Source organism: Desulfobacter sp. (assembly GCA_028768525.1).
Classification (GTDB): domain Bacteria; phylum Desulfobacterota; class Desulfobacteria; order Desulfobacterales; family Desulfobacteraceae; genus Desulfobacter.
Window position 1 is genome coordinate 3,143,097 of the sequence record CP054837.1, and the last position, 18,901, is coordinate 3,161,997.

The following is an 18,901-nucleotide window of genomic DNA, read 5'->3' on the forward strand; positions in this document are numbered from 1 at the left end:
CCGACCAATACCACCCAATTGTTTTCATACTCATAAATTTTACTAAGGTTTAAAACTTATTTTTCTGCATCCACAAATGTAAAACTATTAATGCCCAAAGTCGGTGTGAATGATTATGTGTTTTTGCCATATGCTGAAAAATCAATTTGTTAATATACTTAGTATTAAACAATACGGTATTATTAGAAATATCCAAAAGATGATCATTTACAAATTCTTTAACAATTTTTTCATCACGTATCCAATTTTTCATTGGAACGCTATGTCCTAATTTATCTTTTCGAAACACGATCTCATCTGGAAGAAATCCAGTCATAGCTTTATGGAGCAAATACTTCTCTTTAGATCCATTAATTTTTAATATATTTGGCATTTTTGCTGCGAATTCTACGAATCGATAGTCAAACATGGGGAATCGACTTTCAATACCAAACTTTCTAAGTAGTTTCATTCTGGCAAAATAAAACCCAACTACTGTTAAATAATCGCCATAAATTGCCTTACTCATAAAATCTTGACCATTAGCATCATCATAAATTTTCGCTATACTTAATAATGGGCTAAACTCTTTTAATTCCTCATACAAATTTAAAGACAGCAACCTTCTTATTTCGTTTGGTAAATAGTAGACTCGCCACCGATTACTGTATAGGTCGGCAGCAAATTGATAGCTGTATGAAAAACGCTTCATTTTGACAATAATACTTTTTTTCTTATTAGTATCGGGAAGATATTGCAATAAGCGAATCAATGGCTTTCTTATAAAATTAGGAATTCTATCAAACATACAAGCTATATTATCCGCTAAATAAACAGGGTGACCGGCAAACAACTCATCACCGCCGTCACCAGTAAACACATAGTTCGTTTTACCATGGGCCTCTTTCCCTAAAATATAAGTGGCTATTTCAATACCAATATCAGAAAAAGGTTCCTCCATATAAGAAACCATATCTTCAATAACAGAAATCGCTGATGCCGGATATTCAACTAAATGATGTATTGTTTTATAACTATCTGCCATAATTTGTGCATATTCTGATTCATCAAACGTTTTTCCTTTACAACGAAACGAAAAGGTGTGAATCGGATTTACACTAAGGTCACTTAATAGGCCCACAACTGAACTTGAATCCATTCCACCGCTTAAAAAAGCACCATGTGTTTTTTCTTTCTCAGCAACCCGAATGGAAACAGCATCTTTGAAAAGGCGAAACATTTTTTTAGCGTAATCATTTTCATGATTATAAAGTGATACCTTCTCAAAAGACAAATACCAGAATCTCTTTATTTCCAGACTCTGATTTGAAATTTTTAAATAATGGCCTGCCGGTAATTTTCTAACATTCTGTAAAAAAGTAGAATTGCCAGGATTATAATTAAACAAGAGATATGTATATAACGTCCTGTAGTTTAAATTTTTTTTAATATCAGAATGATTAGATAGTTGAATAAGTGATGTACTAAAAATTAATTTTTGATTCTTCCATGAATAAAAAACAGATTCAATTCCCAAATGGTCACGGGCGATTATCAATTCTTTTTTCCGTTTATCCCAAATGACAAGTATATAATTACCATTTAGCTTAACGAAACTACCAGTCTGCCATTTCTTGAAACAAGCGGAAGCAAGCTCAGCAGGATTAGAATCATCTTCGAATTGCTTCGATGCTCCCAATTGGTTTGCCAAATCTTTATAATTAAAAATATTACCAAAACACAGTACTAAATATTGACTATCATTATAAATTAATTTTTTCTTTTTTTGCAGATTATTAATTTTCAACCTGTTAAAAATTAAACTAAATTCATCATCGCAATATAATTCTTGCCCATCTTCTTTCAAGCTATCACAACCCAAACCCGATTGGCTTATGGCTTTTTTATCCCAATTATCATTTGTTAGTATCCCAAAAATCATGAATTATCCCTATTGCGAAATCTGAATACCTATATTTTTATTTTAAAGCACAACCATTACTAAACGATATATAGATTGAGGTGAATAAGCTTATCCTGATAATTAAAATTTATTTCATGCCGAAAAAGCTATATTATCAATATTTTAAAAAAAAGTGGTGCCTATATTTAATAAATCATTTTCAATGCTTTTTGAGCGACTTTTCTAGAAGTAGTAAACTTTACACCGGATATACTGTAAAAATTTTTAATTTCAGGTTTATGATCTATAATTGATTCACTGCATTTCAGCATGGAGGTATTTCTTCTTTCTGCAGGAAGAATTCCAGAATAAATTTTCACTATTTGCGCCTGAGTTAAAGATAGCCCCGGAACTGCAGTATTTATATCAGAAATAAAGCTCCTAATTTGATCGTCTGATGGTTGTGGGTTATCAACCCCCTTGCCATCATCCCATGGTTGATGGCCTGTTCCTGCTAATAGCCTTCCTCTTAAAGGAACGATAAAGTATGTTCTTGCATTTTTCTTTATAGGGGTAACGGCAATTGCGGTTTTACCAAGTGCTGGTCTATTAAATAAAACATTCCAAGCCAAGGATGGATAAAAAAAATCTGCTTCATCAATGCCGGCGTATTTTAAAATATTTCTGCACCAAGGGCCCGCTGTATTAACAACCACTTTCCCTAAATAATCACATTTGTCTCCATTACTGAGGTCCCAAGTTTTAACACCATAAATTTTTTTATTTTTGATTTTTAAGCCGTTAACCTTAACCCTATCATGAAAAATAACTCCTTTACGACATGCCATATAAATAACCTCATCCATTAACCCTTTGGGGTCTGGCATAAATGCATCAGTCCAGACTGCGCCACCGGTTAAATTTTGCCGGTCAACCCGGGGAAAGAAACGGATTACCTCTCTAGGACTTATTATTTTTCCATTAGGAATTTGGCGGGTTCTGTCTAAGCCGCGATTTCGTTTATTCGATAATATATCGTTAGCCAATAACGCGGCCCTTAAAACGCCAGGCCTGTGCAACCCTCTATTATAGAGAGGCATTAAACATTTCATTGGAAATACATGTGTTCTGAAATTTTGTAAAAACCATTGCCGTTCTGCAACAGACTCAAAAAATCTTCTTAAATGCATCTTTTGAAGGTATCTTAATCCGCCGTGAATTATGCGAAGGCTGTTTGAACTGGTCTGGCTTCCAAACCTATCCTTTTCCAGGACAAGTACTTTTTTTCCTTGATTTGAAGCCTCATACGCAAGCATGATGCCATAGATCCCTCCTCCTATGACAATCATGTCATAAGTGGTATTATCTATTCGCTGATCAGTTTGTTGTCGATATACCATCGGGCAGTTTTCCTGATCCCTTCTTGCAAAGAGACTTTGGGCTCGTAACCAAGTATTCGTTTGGCCTTATTTATAGAAAAGGCTCTGTCTAAAGCAAAAAACTCGACTCTTCTGGGAAATAATACCGGATTAATCTTCAATATATTACAGAATTTCTCGCAAATCACTGACGCGGCAAATACTGGTTTATAAGGTACCTTGAGCATGGGCCGGGGCTTATTCAGTATATCCGCTATCAAATTGCACAACTCACTTAAGGTGGTATATGTTTCGCCTCCTATGGTAAAAATTTCTCCTAGAGCTCCGGATTCCCTTCCGCAAAGTACAATCCCCTCAATAAGATCGTCAATATAAGTCATATGATAAAGCACGTTACCCGATCCAATCATTACAAAAAGCCCTTTGCTGATAGGCCTGAATAATTTTAAAAACCGTGTGTCTCCTGGTCCGTAAATTCCAACAGGCCTTACAACAGAGACAGAGAGCCCCTTCTGATAGTACTGGATGGCAAGTTTTTCTCCTTCAAGCTTTGACCTTTGATAATGATCACCAGGTTTTATTCTATAGTCTTCTGTTGCTGGAGGCTTATCAATCTCTCCCTGGACACCTACCGTGGAACAATGGACGAATCTTTTGACATTATTTTGAAAAGCTGCTTCAAGCAGATGACCGGATGCCAGTACATTAACTTGATGAAATTCCTCTTTATCACTGTGTTCGGTTCTATAGGCCGCTGCAATATGATAAACGGTATCAATGTCTTCAAAATTGTCCATGACAGAATCCGGATCTGTAATATCAACGATTCTGCACTCTACCCCTAATCGTTCAAGATCAGCTACTTTGGGGCCTTTTCTAACAAAAGCGGTGACAATCTCACCGTCTGCCATTAACCTTCTACACAGATTAAACCCTGTAAATCCTGTTGCCCCGGTTACAAGTGTCTTCCCCAAATATTCACCCCTTGAACCATCTGTCATACCAGGATTCAAATACCATTAACGTCCATAAAATATGGCTATGGTTTTCTCGTCCTGTCAAATGTTCATTTTTCATAATTTCTATCTGAGAAGAATTGAATATACCTGCCTGTTCTAATCTTTTTCGCTCCAGAAGGAAATTCATCAACGGCCTCAGTTCCTGAGCCAGCCAATTTTTAATGGGAATACTGAATCCTTCCTTGGGTCGGTATACGCAATGATTCGGCACATGCTGTGCTGCTATTTTTTTGAGCAGAACTTTTGTTTTTCCCTTATGGATTTTAAACCTTGAGGGAACTTTAAATGCCAATTCGACGAGTTCCTTATCAAGGAAGGGGACCCTGACTTCCAATGATGCTGCCATGGACATGCGATCAGTTTTTACAAGGCAATTATCACATAAATAACTTTTTACATCGACATAAAGACTTTTGTTCAAGTTCTCTTGGGTTTCTGCCCTGTTAAACAAATTGAGAATATGACTCTCGGGGAGGACTGTCATCTGCTGCAATGCACCTGTTGTAAAAAGCCTATTTCTGGCTTCTTCTCCTGCAAAAAGACGCCATCTGGCATGAGAAAATTCCTGGGGATGCGTGAGCCCCTCAATGAATCTTTTAGCTTTATTTACCAAGCCCTTTTTTGCCCTACGGGGCCTTAATGATCGGATTGCGGGTTCAATGGCAAAATGTCTCAAAAAAAGGGGGATACGGTTATATTGTTCTGCTTTTTGATCTGCCAGATACGTCTCGTATCCTCCAAACAGTTCATCTCCTCCATCCCCACTCAGTGCAACGGTAACCGATTTCCTAGCCAATTTGGAAACTAAAAACGTGGGGAAAATTGAAAAGTCGCCAATAGGATCATCCATAAAGTGCATCAACTTATCAAATAACCCTGTTATATCCGGCTTAATAATCTCATCTGTATGGTTCAAATTCAAATATTCAGCAACCTCTCTGGCCCACTTCAACTCATTGTATGTCGGATCGTCAAAACCAATACTAAAAGTACTTGCCTGCCCCATTGCTGCCGTAATAAGGGAAGAGTCTACACCGCCGGACAAAAAGGCGCCCAGAGGAACATCGCTTACGAGCTGATCTTTAACGCTTTGCTTTAATCTGAAATCGACTTCTTCTGACCATTCATCCATGGTTTTATAAATCGATTCTTTTCCATTCGGGATATCCCAGTAAGTCTTTGGCTTGCAAGAGGGATTTTCTAAATCAACTACCAAAATATTCCCTGGCTCAAGCTTATGAATATTTTTAAATAAAGTCTGACTCCCCGATATATACTCCCAAGAGATGAATTCTCCTAGTGCACCCATATTTAATTGTTTTTTTACAAGCCGGCTGGCCAATATGGATTTAATCTCAGATCCCCATATGATGCATTTCTCACTGTAATAGTAAAATAGAGGTTTGATACCCAGATGATCCCGGGCGATCAATATTCTTTTTTTTTTAAGGTCGTGAATAACGGTTGCAAACATTCCATTTAAATACAAGGGGAAGTCTATGCCATATTCTTCATAGGCATGAACTATAGATTCCGTATCGCTTCTGGTTTTAAATAGATGTCCTTTTGACTCCAGTTCTTGCCGAAGTTTTTTGAAATTGTAAATCTCGCCATTCAGTATTACCCTGACGGTATTATCCTCATTATATATTGGCTGCTTTCCACCAGAAATATCTATAATACTGAGTCTGCGCATTGCCAGGCCAACATTGTTACGAATTTCAAGCCCTTCATCATCCGGCCCCCGATGATAGAGTGTATCACACATGGACTGAAGCTGATTCATATTGGGGCAATATCCCTTAAACCCGGCAATACCTGTTATTCCGCACATTATTTCAGTTTGCTCAACAAATTTCGCATTTTATTCTTATAAACCATTTTGGAGTATTTTTCTTCGTAAAGCCTGCATGCATTACAGGCTTTCTTTTCGCGCTTTTTCTTATCCCCCAAAGCATCTATTATTTTAGCTGCAAAATCATACGGTTCCGGTTTCGCCAGAAAAGCAACATCATCATTGAGTACCTGTGAATGCGAGTAGATATTCGTTGCAACAAGGGGAACCCCACTGGCGATTTGCTCATATATTTTTAGAGGGGTGTTTGTACCGGCAGATCGTGGAGAAATCAATACACTGGCGTTTTTCGTACACTCAAGTACAATTTCTTTTGATACTGAACCCACAAATTCTACCTCATCCTGGAGACTCATTTTTTTTACCATTTTACTATAGTATTTTACCTGTTCTTTACTTCCTCCAAGAAACATCAGACGTATATTTTTTTGATTAGAAAGAACCTGTTTAAATGCTTCCAGGGTCATCCCGATACCCTGATATGATTCCAGCGAGCCAGCATATAGAACCAGCATATTATTAGATGATAAAATACGCTGAATTCTATCGTATTTATCGCTGTTATTCGAATTTGATTTTTCTGATGTCACCAGCTTAACCGGTTCAAAAATAGAATTTTCCAACAAAACCACCTTATCTGGTGTTTTGGTTAGAGATTTGGCATACGTTTCTAAGTCAGGGCATATGGCTATTACGGCATCCGATTGACGTATTGAAAAATTTTCAAGAATCTCAAAAATTTTTATAAGTGCAGCTGAAGATGAAAACTGAAAATTACTTAATTGCTGGGGAAGGCTGGAGTGCATGTCATACAACAGTTTAAATCGAAAAATGGGCTTCAACACAGAACATAAAAAAACAGCCTCCTCATGGGCATGAACAAAATTATATCTAGTTTTAATCAGCAGTAGAATCGTCCAAATCCCCATAACTATATCCAAAAACAACTTTAGAGGCGATGGACCTATTTTTACATCCCCCAAAGCTTTAAACCTTGGAATTCGGATGATATTAACTCCCGGGAGATCTACATTTTGTCCTTCACCATATGTCAATAAATCAATATCAATTCCCTGTTCAGAGGTGATCATGGTTCTATAATACACACTGAACGGGGTGCCCCTTGGGGAAAAAAACGGTTGAGGTGAAATTACGAGAGCTTTCATCTTGTGATTATTTTTTTAATAACCTTTTTCTAATCTGCATATTCAACTGATTAAAAATAAAATTACTTAAACTTTCTTTATCGCCATAAGTTCTTAATCTGGTTGACGGATCATATAGCTTTCGCTTCAAGCTGTTATAGGGACGATTTTTATCAAGCGTTCCGTCCAAGAAAAAACCAAATGATCCTGGTTTCCTAACTTCTTTTTTAAACGGCAGAGAGTCACTGCCAGGCAAAATTTTAATGCTTTCATATTCCGCACGCAAAAATTGTTTTGGAAGCGGCATATATTTCAGCCGGCCGCTGTTGTCTCCCAAAAAAAATCTAATTTCCTCCTTTTTTGTTATCACCTGGTCGACAAGTTTTCCACGCTTTCCCCACCATTTGCCAAATCCCCAGGGGATGATCGGTATACCGCCACCCCTATCCACTATTTTGATTTGGTCTAATAATTGTGTATCTTTTGGGAGATTGATTTCTGGCCCTATTACAAGCAGTTCAATGTTTGCGTTCGTCACTATTTGCTGGCCGCCAATAAGAATTAAAGTTTTATCCGTACCAGATTGGGCGATTATAGACCTTTTTTCATTTGTTTCGATAAACTTCCAATTTCTAAAATGGCTTCTCTCAAAATCTTTATTCCTTAAATCGCTGAACTTTATTCCTGCGTCAGAATCTGAATAAAACAAAACTCCCTGGAAGTCTTTTTCTCCTAAGTCTGAACCAATTTGTTTTCTGAAATTTGAATATGCATTATCCATGAAAACATCAAAGTTAAAACATGGATACATATGGACATGAGCGTCAACTAATATTTTAGCCCCCTGCCTCATTAGTGATTACAGGTCAATAAATTTCCTTAATTCCGGTCCAAAGCCTTGTGCTACCGACGGCGGTACTTTTCTCCAACAACAACCTAATTCTGAAGAGCTTAATTTATTTATTGATTCCATACTGGACCATGAATTGTATTTGACAGCCAGGTCACTCCAAAAAAGGGGCGATATCTGTGCTTTCCACTGTTTTTTAAAACGAAAGGTTCCCTCTTGGGGTGTGGATCTTCCAAAATCAAAGAAAGGATATCCCATATCACAGGAAAATTTTAAAAAATTCCAATAAAGCAGCATATTGGGATTCCAGCGGTTAAATTTTCTTCTGGAGGACGCCCAAGGGACCGAAACCCGGTTTGGATGGCAAAGTAGAACTCCGCCGGCTGCAGGTTTTTTATCCGGCATACGGACAATGAACAAATGAGCCCTGTTTCTATAATTTTTAAGAATAGATTCAATCCATTTTTTGCTATGGACAGGGGATCCCAAGGCGTGCATATTTTCAGCAAATAGTGGATAAAAATATTTAAGCAGTTTTACACCGCTCGTTTCTATGGTCAAACCGTCACGGAGCGGCTTTTTAATCTGACTCCTAAGCTTTGCCTTAAATGAAGAAAGAAGAATATTGGAATTATCCGGCAGGTTTAATATCATTCCAATTTTTGAATTGTTTATAATTTGATCCTCATTAAGGCCTGCAAAAGGTTTTGATGAACGGATGGATATCTCTTTTATACCTCTTTCACTTGCTTTTTTAACCGCCGTTTTCAGAAGATATTTCTCCGTATCTGGTGAATCAGCCAGCGGCCCTGCAGCATCACAGAAAGGGAGGGATATCAGCTTTCCTTTTAAAAAGGGTAAATGATGATGAATAAGTGGGAGAATACCTTTTATAGTGTTGCCTTTTTTTGCAATTAGATAAAGGCTATTAAAATTATATGCCTGTTCAACGGATTCCTTCCATGCAATCAGATGGTAGGCAAGGCCATAAGGGTGATTCAGTACGTACTCGTCCCAAGCCTCCTTATCCTTGGGTGTGTATTCTTGTATTTTCATGGAACTATACATAGTTACATCGCGTTTGTGATACTATCCGCAGTTTATCCTATCCTTTAGATACTGAGTCGGTAATGTAATCTGAGCAGGTGATAAACCGGAAATCGGAAAAATTTCCTATCAATGTTTTCAGTTTATTTTCTGTTTTATTCAGATTTATGTAATGCCTGAATTTAAACCAATTTGAGGCTTGGCGAACCCTCGGTTGCCCCGGGTCAAATTCCCATGGATGGGCATAGAACAAAAATACATCCTGCTGTTTGAATACCTGGTGCATTCCAAATTTAAATAAAGACAAAGGAAATAAGCGGAAGTACCCACCGCCGCCAAGGGGAAATATCTTGTCACCCACCCTTAAATTGCTGATAGGTATTTCATACAACTCGTTTGACAACTTATAAAACCCATTAATTCTATTTTCGTTTGGCAGATCCAAAACACCGTATCTTCCGTGGGCGGAAAAAGAATTGTAACTTGAATCATATAGATACCCTGCTTTCTGGATAGCTGCCAAAGTTTTATGCGAAACAGCAAAACTGGGTGCCCTGTAGCCTGTAACCTGCCGGCCGGAAATATCTTCCAACAGTTTTCGACTGTCAACCAGATCTAACACAAGTTGATTAGATCTGAGGTTGGTGCACAGGTGGTGGTCAAAACCGTGAGAGGCCACTTCATGGCCCCGTGAATGAATTTCGCGAACCAGATCAGGGCATCGTTTTGCAATCCACCCCAAAATAAAAAAAGTGGCTTTAGGCTCAAAAACGAAACTATCAAGAAAATCTAGAATTCGGTGGGTATTTCTCTCCACCCTTAGCTCAAAATTGTTCCAGGTTGAAAATTCTATGTAATCCTTAAAATTTTCAACCTGGAACCAGTCTTCTACATCAAATGTTAGCAGTATGGTATGCTTCTGTGACAATTCCATGGTATCTAATCAGATACTAACTTTGCTTACTCTCGATCTTGCTTAAAGCTAAATATACGAGATATACAAAAAACAGTGCTGAAGTAAAAATGATAAGCCCGGACATGTCATGTAGAAAACCATGGGCAGTCTCAGGGCCCACCCATGCGGCCAACCCTCCTGTTATGGTTAACCGCACCACATTCACGACAATAGCAATGGGAACTGCGGATAAAAACAGCACCCATTTTTTCATAGAACTCAACGGTACCAGAAAAGATAACGCTCCGGTTAAAGCCAACAGGGATGTTAGGGACCGAATCCCGGAACAGGCATCTATCACTTCAAGGGAAGTGTTAGATAAATGAAGAATGTTTCCTTCCCTGAAAATCGGAATTCCCAGCATGCTGATCGTATGGCTGGATAGATTTGCGGCAATCACCTGTAGAGGAAAGGCGACTTTGTTCCAGAGAATGGATGGAATAGGAATCATCATCATGAGGTAGCAGACCGGTATGATCAGGGCTTTTAGCATTTTATTACCCAAACAATAAGATACGATTCCCCCAACGGTGATGACCATGGAGGTTCTCATTAAAAAAAGCTCTGATCCAATATTTCCAATTATATGTACCAACATCCCAAAAAGGATCAGAAAAATGCCAGCTTTTGAAGATTGAATAGATATCTGCCTAAGCCTGTTTTGCTCATGCCAGATCATATACAATACTACAAAAGGAATGAGAAAACCGTGTGAAAAATTAGGATCGGTTGACCAGTCTGAAATAAGCTTGACTATTGTATGGTGGTACACCACTGCGAATGCAGACAGCAACATAAGAATCTGAATCGCAATTGATTTTGTTGTAGACATTTGCCTATCCTGGGATATGCTCTTTGAGTAAAGGATATATTTTATCTGCAAATTCTTTCAGAAGCGTTACGGTTGTCTGCTCATCTTCGATCACTTGAGATATCAGCCGGACAAAAGACCCGTCTGTCCGGTTTTTAATTATGGAATCCACAACCAGCCATATTTTCTGCATGTATTCTGAAGCGATAATCCTTCCTCTGGACTGGAACCAGTAAAGGACCACTTGTTTTTGACTACCCTTTACCAATAACAGCTGAATCACCTTTATGGTCTCTTTGCTGGATGGAAGGTTCACCGGGATCACTTTGGTTTCTACAATATTCCAGCCAGCTCCAGGCATACAATTCTTGGGGGAGTGAATGATATCTCCCTCACTCTGGCTCTGATAGAACCCCACATAAAGGTTGACCATCTCCTTTGGTGATTTCCAGTAATTTGCCTGGATATAATCTTCCACACCGAGGATATTATAAACATTCTGGTCCATTTCACTTGTAATACCCTGCCAGGCATCTATCTTTAGCGGAAACTCACTAAATGGTTTATTTGGCGAAATCCGCTCCGAATGTGATGCAACGGCTGTTAAAACTGCTGTTGCCAGAAGAATAACAACAATGATGATTGTTCTTTTAAAGATCAATCGAAAATTTCCTTTTCCAAAGATTTCCTAGATACCGTTTTATCCGGCCGGATGGGCTTTTCCGGGATAAACTTGACATAAAATGTAATTTTATTTTCCTCGTAATCGTCTCTCTGAAGGCCATCCGAGTTGAAATTGGTGTGTGAGGCATTTGCGCCAATCTGCAGCCACTTTAACGGGGTCCAGGTCAAACCTCCCCCTATTTCGACTGTATCGTCCTGACGATCCACATTCTGTTCCTGAAAATCCTGGATTTGATATGATCCGAACAGGCTGGAGGATAATTGTTTGGTTAACAGGTAGTTCAGGCTAAAACCTGCCTGATAGCTGATGTTATACCCCAGGCTGGCAGCCTCTTCGTCGGATTCTTCATATTTGCTGCTGCCGGTGATGGACAATGACCCCCTTGGGCTGAAATTGAAAACCTTATATGCATCAATGTCAAAGAAAATATCTTCAGAATCGTCATTTTCATTGTCCCATTCATGGAATAAAATACCCACACCAATTGAAATGCCTGAATCTTCAGTTACATCCCAGTCCACACCAACAGAAGGGTGAAACACCTGGTGGTCTCCGTCAGAACGGTCCGACAGATAATGCCGGTATTTTACATACCCATCAAGATGACGGGTAAATTTCCGAATATACCGGATATCTCCGGCAATGGTTTCATAATCATCATCCGAATTTACTTCAAATTCCTTTTTCTCAAATTCCGCATTGGCTTCAATACCATCCTTAGGCGTCATCCAGTATTGCATAAAGGCCGAAGGTTCATAATTGGTATATTCATCCGCATCTGAATTTTTATAGTTATCTTTTTCGTAGGCAAAATCCAGTCCCATCCGGTTTTTCTCACCAAACAATTTATGTATACCGGCCTGGGTTGTATGGGTTTCATGTTCCTTATAGTCGCCTGTCCTGACCTGTTGATCAAAACTATTTGAGTAATCATGGGAGAAAAAAATATTTATTGTTTTCGTCAATTGGCTTTCTATGGATGCTCCGGCAGAATGCTGCCATGAATCGCCCTCATTATTTCCATCGTGACCGTCATAGGCAATATTGGCTCTGGCTGTAGTATACTTTGTGGGTTGAAATGTTCCTGAAAGACTTGCATTATGGTCAAGGCTGTCCCGGTCATCCATATTTTTAAAATCCCTATATTCCGGATTGTATTCCAGGTAAACCTGACTTTTTTTATTAAGGAAACCTACTGAAAAACCAAGCTCGTAGGAAGTAATCCATTCCTCAAACGTATCCGTACCCGTCTGAAAATAATTATCATTGTACTCTTCAGTAATGGTAAGTGTCGGAAGAATCTGTGTGATCATCCTTGCCGATACGTTAGAAACCGGCAATAACAAGCATATCAGGATTGCCGGGAGGCATAAACATGATACGATCCTGAATTTAGTATTGGATTTCATTTTTACCTCCTTTTTCACAAACGGTTGATATATTAAGGCACAATGATAATATCGTCTGCCAATAGCTGGATATCGTTTTTCAAATTTCCGTCGGTGATATCATCGTAATCAATTTTTATCATCTTTTCTTTTCCACGATGCCTGCGGAATAAAATAATTTCATCCTTGGAGGCCCATTCGGTAAAACCTTTGGCCAGGGCAAAAGCCTGAACCACAGTGAGTTTTTTAACCAAAGGGTATTCACCCACATTCTGAACTTCCCCAAGGATATAATATTTCTGGCTTCCGGGATTGGCCAGGGTAACGGTAACTGTTGGGGCTTCAACGAAATCTGAGAGTTTTTTTTCAATAAACTTTTTCAGTTCCATGGTTGTCCGGCCTTCTGCCTGGATATCATCAAGCAGAGGAAAGGTTATTTTTCCGTCATTACGGACAAAAACCGTATCAAATGAAAGGTCTTCTTCTTTCCAGGTGCTGATTTTTAAAACATCCCCTATACCTATTTTATAGTCACGCGATCCCGTTGCGCTTTCCTGCGACAGCCCTGTTGATCCGGACAATAATAAGTAAAAAAAAGACATGCAGATCACTATTTGCTTGAGATAGTATCTGGACATAGCTCCGCTCCCTTGATTACATCAATGATAATCATTTCAGGTTATTATTTAATTACGTGGTGATATCCATTTTTATCTGGCCCCCCTGCCGAAAAGAACCGTTTTTATGGTTTTGAGGATGATCACCACATCCATGGCAAGGGACATATTTTTGATATAAAATAGCTCGTAATTTAATTTTTCCACGGCATCTTCAACAGTGGCCCCGTAATCGTAGCAGACCTGGGCCCATCCGGTAAGTCCGGGTTTGACATTGAACCGCTGATCATAATACGGGATCTGTTTTTCAAGCTTGTCGGTAAAATGCTTCCGCTCAGGCCTGGGGCCCACAAGACTCATTTTGCCGATAAGCACCTCCCATAACTGGGGCAGTTCATCAATTCTGTATTTTCTAATGATGCGCCCCACTCGGGTTATTCTGTCATCGTTATCCTCTGCCCATACCGGGCCGGTTAATTTTTCAGCATCTGCCACCATGGACCGGAACTTGTGCATCATATATTCTTTTTTATCTTTACCAACACGGTCCTGGGCAAAAAGAACAGGTCCTTTTGAATCCAGCTTAATTAAAATGGCAACGATGAGTAATAAAGGTGCTAATAAGATAAGCATCACCAATGATAGAACGATATCTTCAACTCTCTTAAAAAAAGATTTGGTTTTTGATTTTCTAAACCCATGTGAAAAAATCAGCCATGAAGGATTTATTTTTTCGACGAGTACTTTACCCGTCAGCATTTCGTAAAACGAACTTCCTTCTAATACTTCAACCCCTTCGGTCCGGCATTTAATCAGCTCCTGTGTAGGAAAATTGCGCCGTTTTTCTTTTATGGCCACAATAATTTTATCAATTGATTTTGATTTTGACAGTTCACGAAGTGGAATTGTATCCTGGGTAAAAATAATCTCTTTGGGTAATTCATCATCCTCCGTTTTATACCCCTTATCCGGCATGATTGCAGAGACTGTATACCCGCAGTCGATTGTCCGACTGACCGTATTGTAAATATCAATGGCAAGATCGCTGGATCCCAGGATAATGATTTTTTCGTTGAATATCCCCCGGTTAAGTATCTCAATATATCCAATCCGCCACAATACGATAAAAACCATTAAAAAAAAGATGCTGAGGATGTATATCTTCTGGTCCAGAATCACCAGGGGAAAAAAATAATAGATCATAGCCAGGGCAATTGAAGTGATGCCCAAGGCCTGTAAGAGACGTATGGAAATTTCAGGGACAGTTGAAACCGCATCAAAGTCATAAAGGTCGTTATAATACAGACTGACCTGGCAGATAATAGTGATGAGCATAATCCGCAGGACCAACATCACATCAAACCAGTAAGAATTAGAAAAAGTCAGCAGAACTGTGGAAAGCAAAAAACACCCAAATATCACACAGCCTTCAAGAAAAAGAAAAATAATATTCCTGATTGGAAAGTATTGTCTTAATACTTTAAGCATATAGCAATGCTATTCCTTGTTAGTTCCGTATCCGGATTTATTATATCCATATCCATATCCGAAGGCGGATTTTTCTGAAAAATTTTTAATAACCCCCAAAATTCTTTCTTTACCGTATATATCAATTATATCCTGAACCTCCTTTATCCGGGTTTTTCCATGCCGCACAATTAGAATAATGCCATCCACATACCGGGCAATGGCATTGGTTTCTGAAGTAATATAAGGGGGCGGGGTGTCAATTATGACATATCTATCATTGTACCGCAGTTTGACTTCATGAAGCATGCGTCTCATCTGCTCCGACGATAACAACTCTGAAGGATTCGGCGGTATACTCCCTGCCGGCAAAATCGTAAGCTTTTCTACGGCGGTTTTTTTCATCGCTTCAGAAAGAGAAATCTGGTTTGTGAGATACTCACTCAACCCTTTCATCGGTTCCCTTTTATAACCGAATAGCGTATGAATCGTTGGTGTCCGTAGATCACAGTCCATCAGCAGAACATATTCATCAATACTCCGGGCCATAGTTACGGCAAGGTTGGCCGATACAAAGGATTTGCCTTCATTGGGAGAGGCACTGGTAACCATAATGGTTCTAGGGGGGTCCCCTTTTTCAGGAAAAAGGATATTATTCTTTAAAAGCCTGAACTGTTCTGAGGCTATGGCGTGTGGCGTTAAAACAGACACCATATCCCGTTGGGTAATTTCAGGCACTTGAAGATTTTTTTCAAAAACGGGTTTATTAACGGTAGCAACGAATTCATCATGTGGGGCCGCTTCATGCGAATCTGCACGCTCAGCCTGCTGTATCGGGCGCTGCTTTTGTTTATCTGCTTTTTCCAAGGCATTAAAAATTTTGCCCAATTGTTATACTCCCGGATTTAAATGTTGATATATGTTTTTATGATATTTATGGTTCTGTCCAATCCTTTAAAATTCAGTAGGGCAAAAAAACCTAAAAACATTACGGCGTAAAAACAACACCCCATAAAAACAAGCCCGAATATTCTTTGGCGAAGCTTATTTGCACGTCTTTTAAGATGGGGAATCGATGCAAGGATATTAAGCCCCAAAGTATCTTCAATCTGCTCCTCCCGACGGATTACAGATAAATTAATAACCTCACTAAGGAAAATAATACCACCACCAAGACCTAAACCCGATGCAACCGATAGAATGAATAATAATTTAACATTGGGTGAAATCGGTTTTTCGGGCAGTCTCGCATGATCCAGAATTCTGAACTGTTCGCCCTTCTGCTTTTTTTCCATATTAACGGAAAGTTCTGCTTCAAGTTTTCTATCCAGCAGTGAATTGAAAATTTCCTGGATATTCGTATAGTCCCTTTTTAATGCTTGTAGTTCCAGCTCACGTTTGGGCGTATCTTCCACACGCTGCTGGTAAACCTTCATTTTTTCCTTTATTTGGGCTGTTTCAATCTGGATATTTTTAATTTCATTTATAATCAGCTTACGCTGGATATTCATCCTTGTTAACGTTGGATTCTTTGGTATATTGTCCCCGGTATTTTCATCATTCCCCTGGCCACTCTCTGTATCTTTATTTGGTGCCTGAGCGGTATCTTTTTCTTCCTGTATCGTCTTTTCCAGCTTTTCAATTGTCTTCTTCAGCTTTTGGACATCCGGATGTTTTTTTGTATACTTCAGCAACAGATTCTCGTACTGATTTTGAGCTATTGCCAGTTTCTGCTCATTATCAGAGGCTGAATCAATCGTCTGTTCATCTCCTGCTTCAGCCGTAACTTTTGATTTCTTTTCTACATCTCTTTTTAATTCTGATATCTGGGTTTCAATCAAGCTTAATGCATTTTTGGTTTCCCTCAATTGGGTACTTTTATCAGTTAATTGGGTCTGCAGGCGGTCCAAGGTTCTTAAGTTTGTTTCAAGTTCGTCAGGCAGGCCGCCAAGGTACTTGGCACGATAGCCCGCCAGTTTCTGCTCCCTGTCTTCAAGACGTTTTCGGGTTTTCTCAAGTTCCGAATCCAGAAATTCACTGGTCCCTATTGCCTGGGCTTCCCTGACTTTAAGGTTTTCGTCCATGAAATAGGATGCCAGGGTATTGGTCACTCTCATCACCCGTTGCGGGCTGCTACCTGTAAATGATATTGAAAATGCCTCGGCACCATGCCTGGCACGTTCAATCCTTACCTTTATCTTTCTTCTCATCCCCTCTATCTTGTCTTCCAGATACATACTTTTTGCATCTTCAAATAGCCCGAACTGATCAATGATTTGTTCAAGATTACTTCGGCTGAGAATCTGCTGGGATATCGTACTGATACGTTCGTTGATACTGGAGGAAACGACAGATTGAACATAATTGGTTGGTACCCGCTGGGGCTGAACCAGGATCAGCGTGGATGCCTGGTAGGTTTTATCAGCAGTAAGGGTGAATGCTAGTCCCAGTGTCAGGGAAATGCACAGCGGAATTATAAGAATCCATCTGCCACGGATCACAATATCGATAATCTGATCAGGCTTGATCTGCGCCTGTGAATGGAAAGGGTCGGCCATAATCATCCCGGAGTTAAGGTTAGATCAATTTTTACACAAAAATTAGGGGTTTTATTTTCTTATCAGGTCCTGCCTTTTTGTCAATGCTTAAATTTCTCAGGAAAATCAAGGGATGCTACCTTGATGTTATTATTATTTTAAATTTTCCCAAAAAAAACAGACTGCATATAAGCTGCAGTCTATTTTTATAAATATGTAAGGCCTTACTTTTTTTGCTGCCGTTTGCGTCCAAGGGCACCGGCTCCCAGAAGCCCTAAACCGAACAAAATAAAGGTGGCGGGTTCTGGCACTTGATTAAAGGAATAACTATCCGCTACATAAAGAATATCGTTGCCGCATTCCATTTGCCAGTGCATCTGGGCATAGGTATTATCGGCAAAAAGCCGTTGTAATTCTTTATCTATCGTCGTCAGGTCAATGACCAGTTCAAGTGTATAATCGTAATTGTCATCCATCCGTTTGGCAAAGACGGCATCATTATTTAAAGATGCTAAATCCACAGCATCATATGCGCTTTGAGTTGAATCGCTGACCCTGTAGGCCAAGCCTGTTTGGTAGTAAAGCGCAGTGTCAAATGTCATATTGTCGCCGTAATGAAATCCCAAGTTAACAGAATTATCATTATTAAAACTAAACGCCAAGGCAACCTCGGTGTTGTCATTGATATCACTGTAATTGGCAGCAGCAGCCTCTTGAGAATCATAGAGTTGGAACATAAAATCACCGGCATCATACCGCAGCCCGTTTTTTAAATCGTAATTTGTCTGTAGTCCCACATAGAGCATATTGTCATTTATATATAAACCTAACCGCTCAGCATCATATGCATCGCCACTTTCCCACCCATGTTCAACATGCAGGTTTCCCCTGCTGGTGGGGAAAGGGTTTATATCACCGGAGGACGCATGCGGCGCCTCCGTCAAACTCTCAGATCCATAAATCATTGCCCATTCTTTGATTCCGGCTTGTTCGTCCATATATCCGTCAACATTGGGCGCTGCAATGGCCTGATATCCATAGATAGTCAGTATAAAAATTATAATGAATAGAACGTGTAGCTTTTTCATTTTATCAAGCCTGAATTTACAGTAAAATTTCAGCATTACTTACATTTGAGGATTAAGTGCAAATTGGGTGCCAGAATATACTTTCTTAGAATAATTGAAATTGTGTTGTTTTTTCGCAATTTAACGATATGGTAGCTGGAAATAATTATTGTTTTGCGAAAAAAATGTAATAAACA

At 39.2% G+C, this 18,901-nt stretch carries 16 protein-coding genes; all 16 read right to left on the bottom strand.

Going from position 1 to position 18,901, the window contains the following annotated elements; genetic code table 11:
• Positions 1 to 49: 49 nt before the first annotated feature.
• Positions 50 to 1,921, bottom strand: a complete 1,872-nt coding sequence (locus HUN04_14130) for a hypothetical protein (protein WDP90774.1) — start codon at positions 1,919 to 1,921, stop codon at positions 50 to 52.
• Positions 1,922 to 2,088: 167 nt separating this feature from the next.
• Positions 2,089 to 3,198 (bottom strand): FAD-dependent oxidoreductase, encoded by a 1,110-nt coding sequence (locus tag HUN04_14135; protein WDP90775.1) that lies wholly within the window; start codon positions 3,196 to 3,198, stop codon positions 2,089 to 2,091.
• Between the two features lie 50 nt (positions 3,199 to 3,248).
• Complete coding sequence (locus tag HUN04_14140) at positions 3,249 to 4,262, bottom strand: NAD-dependent epimerase/dehydratase family protein (GenBank protein ID WDP90776.1); 1,014 nt, start codon at positions 4,260 to 4,262, stop codon at positions 3,249 to 3,251.
• Positions 4,240 to 6,114, bottom strand: a complete 1,875-nt coding sequence (asnB, locus tag HUN04_14145) for an asparagine synthase (glutamine-hydrolyzing) (GenBank protein ID WDP90777.1) — start codon at positions 6,112 to 6,114, stop codon at positions 4,240 to 4,242. Before asnB ends, HUN04_14140 begins: the two co-directional genes overlap by 23 nt.
• Positions 6,114 to 7,226 (bottom strand): glycosyltransferase, encoded by a 1,113-nt coding sequence (locus HUN04_14150; protein ID WDP90778.1) that lies wholly within the window; start codon positions 7,224 to 7,226, stop codon positions 6,114 to 6,116. Before HUN04_14150 ends, asnB begins: the two co-directional genes overlap by 1 nt.
• An 82-nt stretch (positions 7,227 to 7,308) precedes the next feature.
• Positions 7,309 to 8,061: a hypothetical protein gene (locus HUN04_14155; protein WDP90779.1), complete on the bottom strand. Its 753-nt coding sequence runs from the start codon at positions 8,059 to 8,061 to the stop codon at positions 7,309 to 7,311.
• Between the two features lie 78 nt (positions 8,062 to 8,139).
• Positions 8,140 to 9,186, bottom strand: a complete 1,047-nt coding sequence (locus HUN04_14160) for a peptidoglycan bridge formation glycyltransferase FemA/FemB family protein (protein ID WDP90780.1) — start codon at positions 9,184 to 9,186, stop codon at positions 8,140 to 8,142.
• 49 nt (positions 9,187 to 9,235) lie between these two features.
• Positions 9,236 to 10,105 carry a DUF3473 domain-containing protein gene (locus HUN04_14165; protein ID WDP93292.1) on the bottom strand — a complete coding sequence of 290 codons (870 nt, stop codon included), beginning with the start codon at positions 10,103 to 10,105 and terminating at the stop codon, positions 9,236 to 9,238.
• Positions 10,106 to 10,127: 22 nt separating this feature from the next.
• Entirely contained in the window at positions 10,128 to 10,964 is an 837-nt protein-coding gene (locus HUN04_14170) for an exosortase/archaeosortase family protein (protein ID WDP90781.1), read from the bottom strand.
• Positions 10,965 to 10,968: 4 nt separating this feature from the next.
• Positions 10,969 to 11,604, bottom strand: a complete 636-nt coding sequence (epsI, locus tag HUN04_14175; protein WDP90782.1) for an EpsI family protein — start codon at positions 11,602 to 11,604, stop codon at positions 10,969 to 10,971.
• The gene (locus HUN04_14180; protein ID WDP90783.1) at positions 11,601 to 13,037 is read right to left on the bottom strand and encodes an outer membrane beta-barrel protein; all 1,437 of its coding nucleotides are present in this window, start codon (positions 13,035 to 13,037) and stop codon (positions 11,601 to 11,603) included. Before HUN04_14180 ends, epsI begins: the two co-directional genes overlap by 4 nt.
• Positions 13,038 to 13,069: 32 nt before the next feature.
• The gene (locus HUN04_14185) at positions 13,070 to 13,618 is read right to left on the bottom strand and encodes a polysaccharide biosynthesis/export family protein (protein WDP93293.1); all 549 of its coding nucleotides are present in this window, start codon (positions 13,616 to 13,618) and stop codon (positions 13,070 to 13,072) included.
• Positions 13,619 to 13,726: 108 nt separating this feature from the next.
• Positions 13,727 to 15,121 carry a TIGR03013 family PEP-CTERM/XrtA system glycosyltransferase gene (locus HUN04_14190; protein ID WDP90784.1) on the bottom strand — a complete coding sequence of 465 codons (1,395 nt, stop codon included), beginning with the start codon at positions 15,119 to 15,121 and terminating at the stop codon, positions 13,727 to 13,729.
• A gap of 9 nt (positions 15,122 to 15,130) precedes the next feature.
• The gene (locus HUN04_14195; protein WDP93294.1) at positions 15,131 to 15,814 is read right to left on the bottom strand and encodes a CpsD/CapB family tyrosine-protein kinase; all 684 of its coding nucleotides are present in this window, start codon (positions 15,812 to 15,814) and stop codon (positions 15,131 to 15,133) included.
• A 191-nt stretch (positions 15,815 to 16,005) separates the two neighbouring features.
• On the bottom strand, positions 16,006 to 17,658 hold the full coding sequence (locus tag HUN04_14200; GenBank protein ID WDP90785.1) for a protein GumC: 1,653 nt from the start codon (positions 17,656 to 17,658) through the stop codon (positions 16,006 to 16,008).
• Positions 17,659 to 17,861: 203 nt separating this feature from the next.
• A complete protein-coding gene (locus HUN04_14205; protein WDP93295.1) occupies positions 17,862 to 18,635 on the bottom strand; it encodes a PEP-CTERM sorting domain-containing protein in 774 nt (257 codons plus the stop codon).
• Positions 18,636 to 18,901 lie beyond the last annotated feature (266 nt).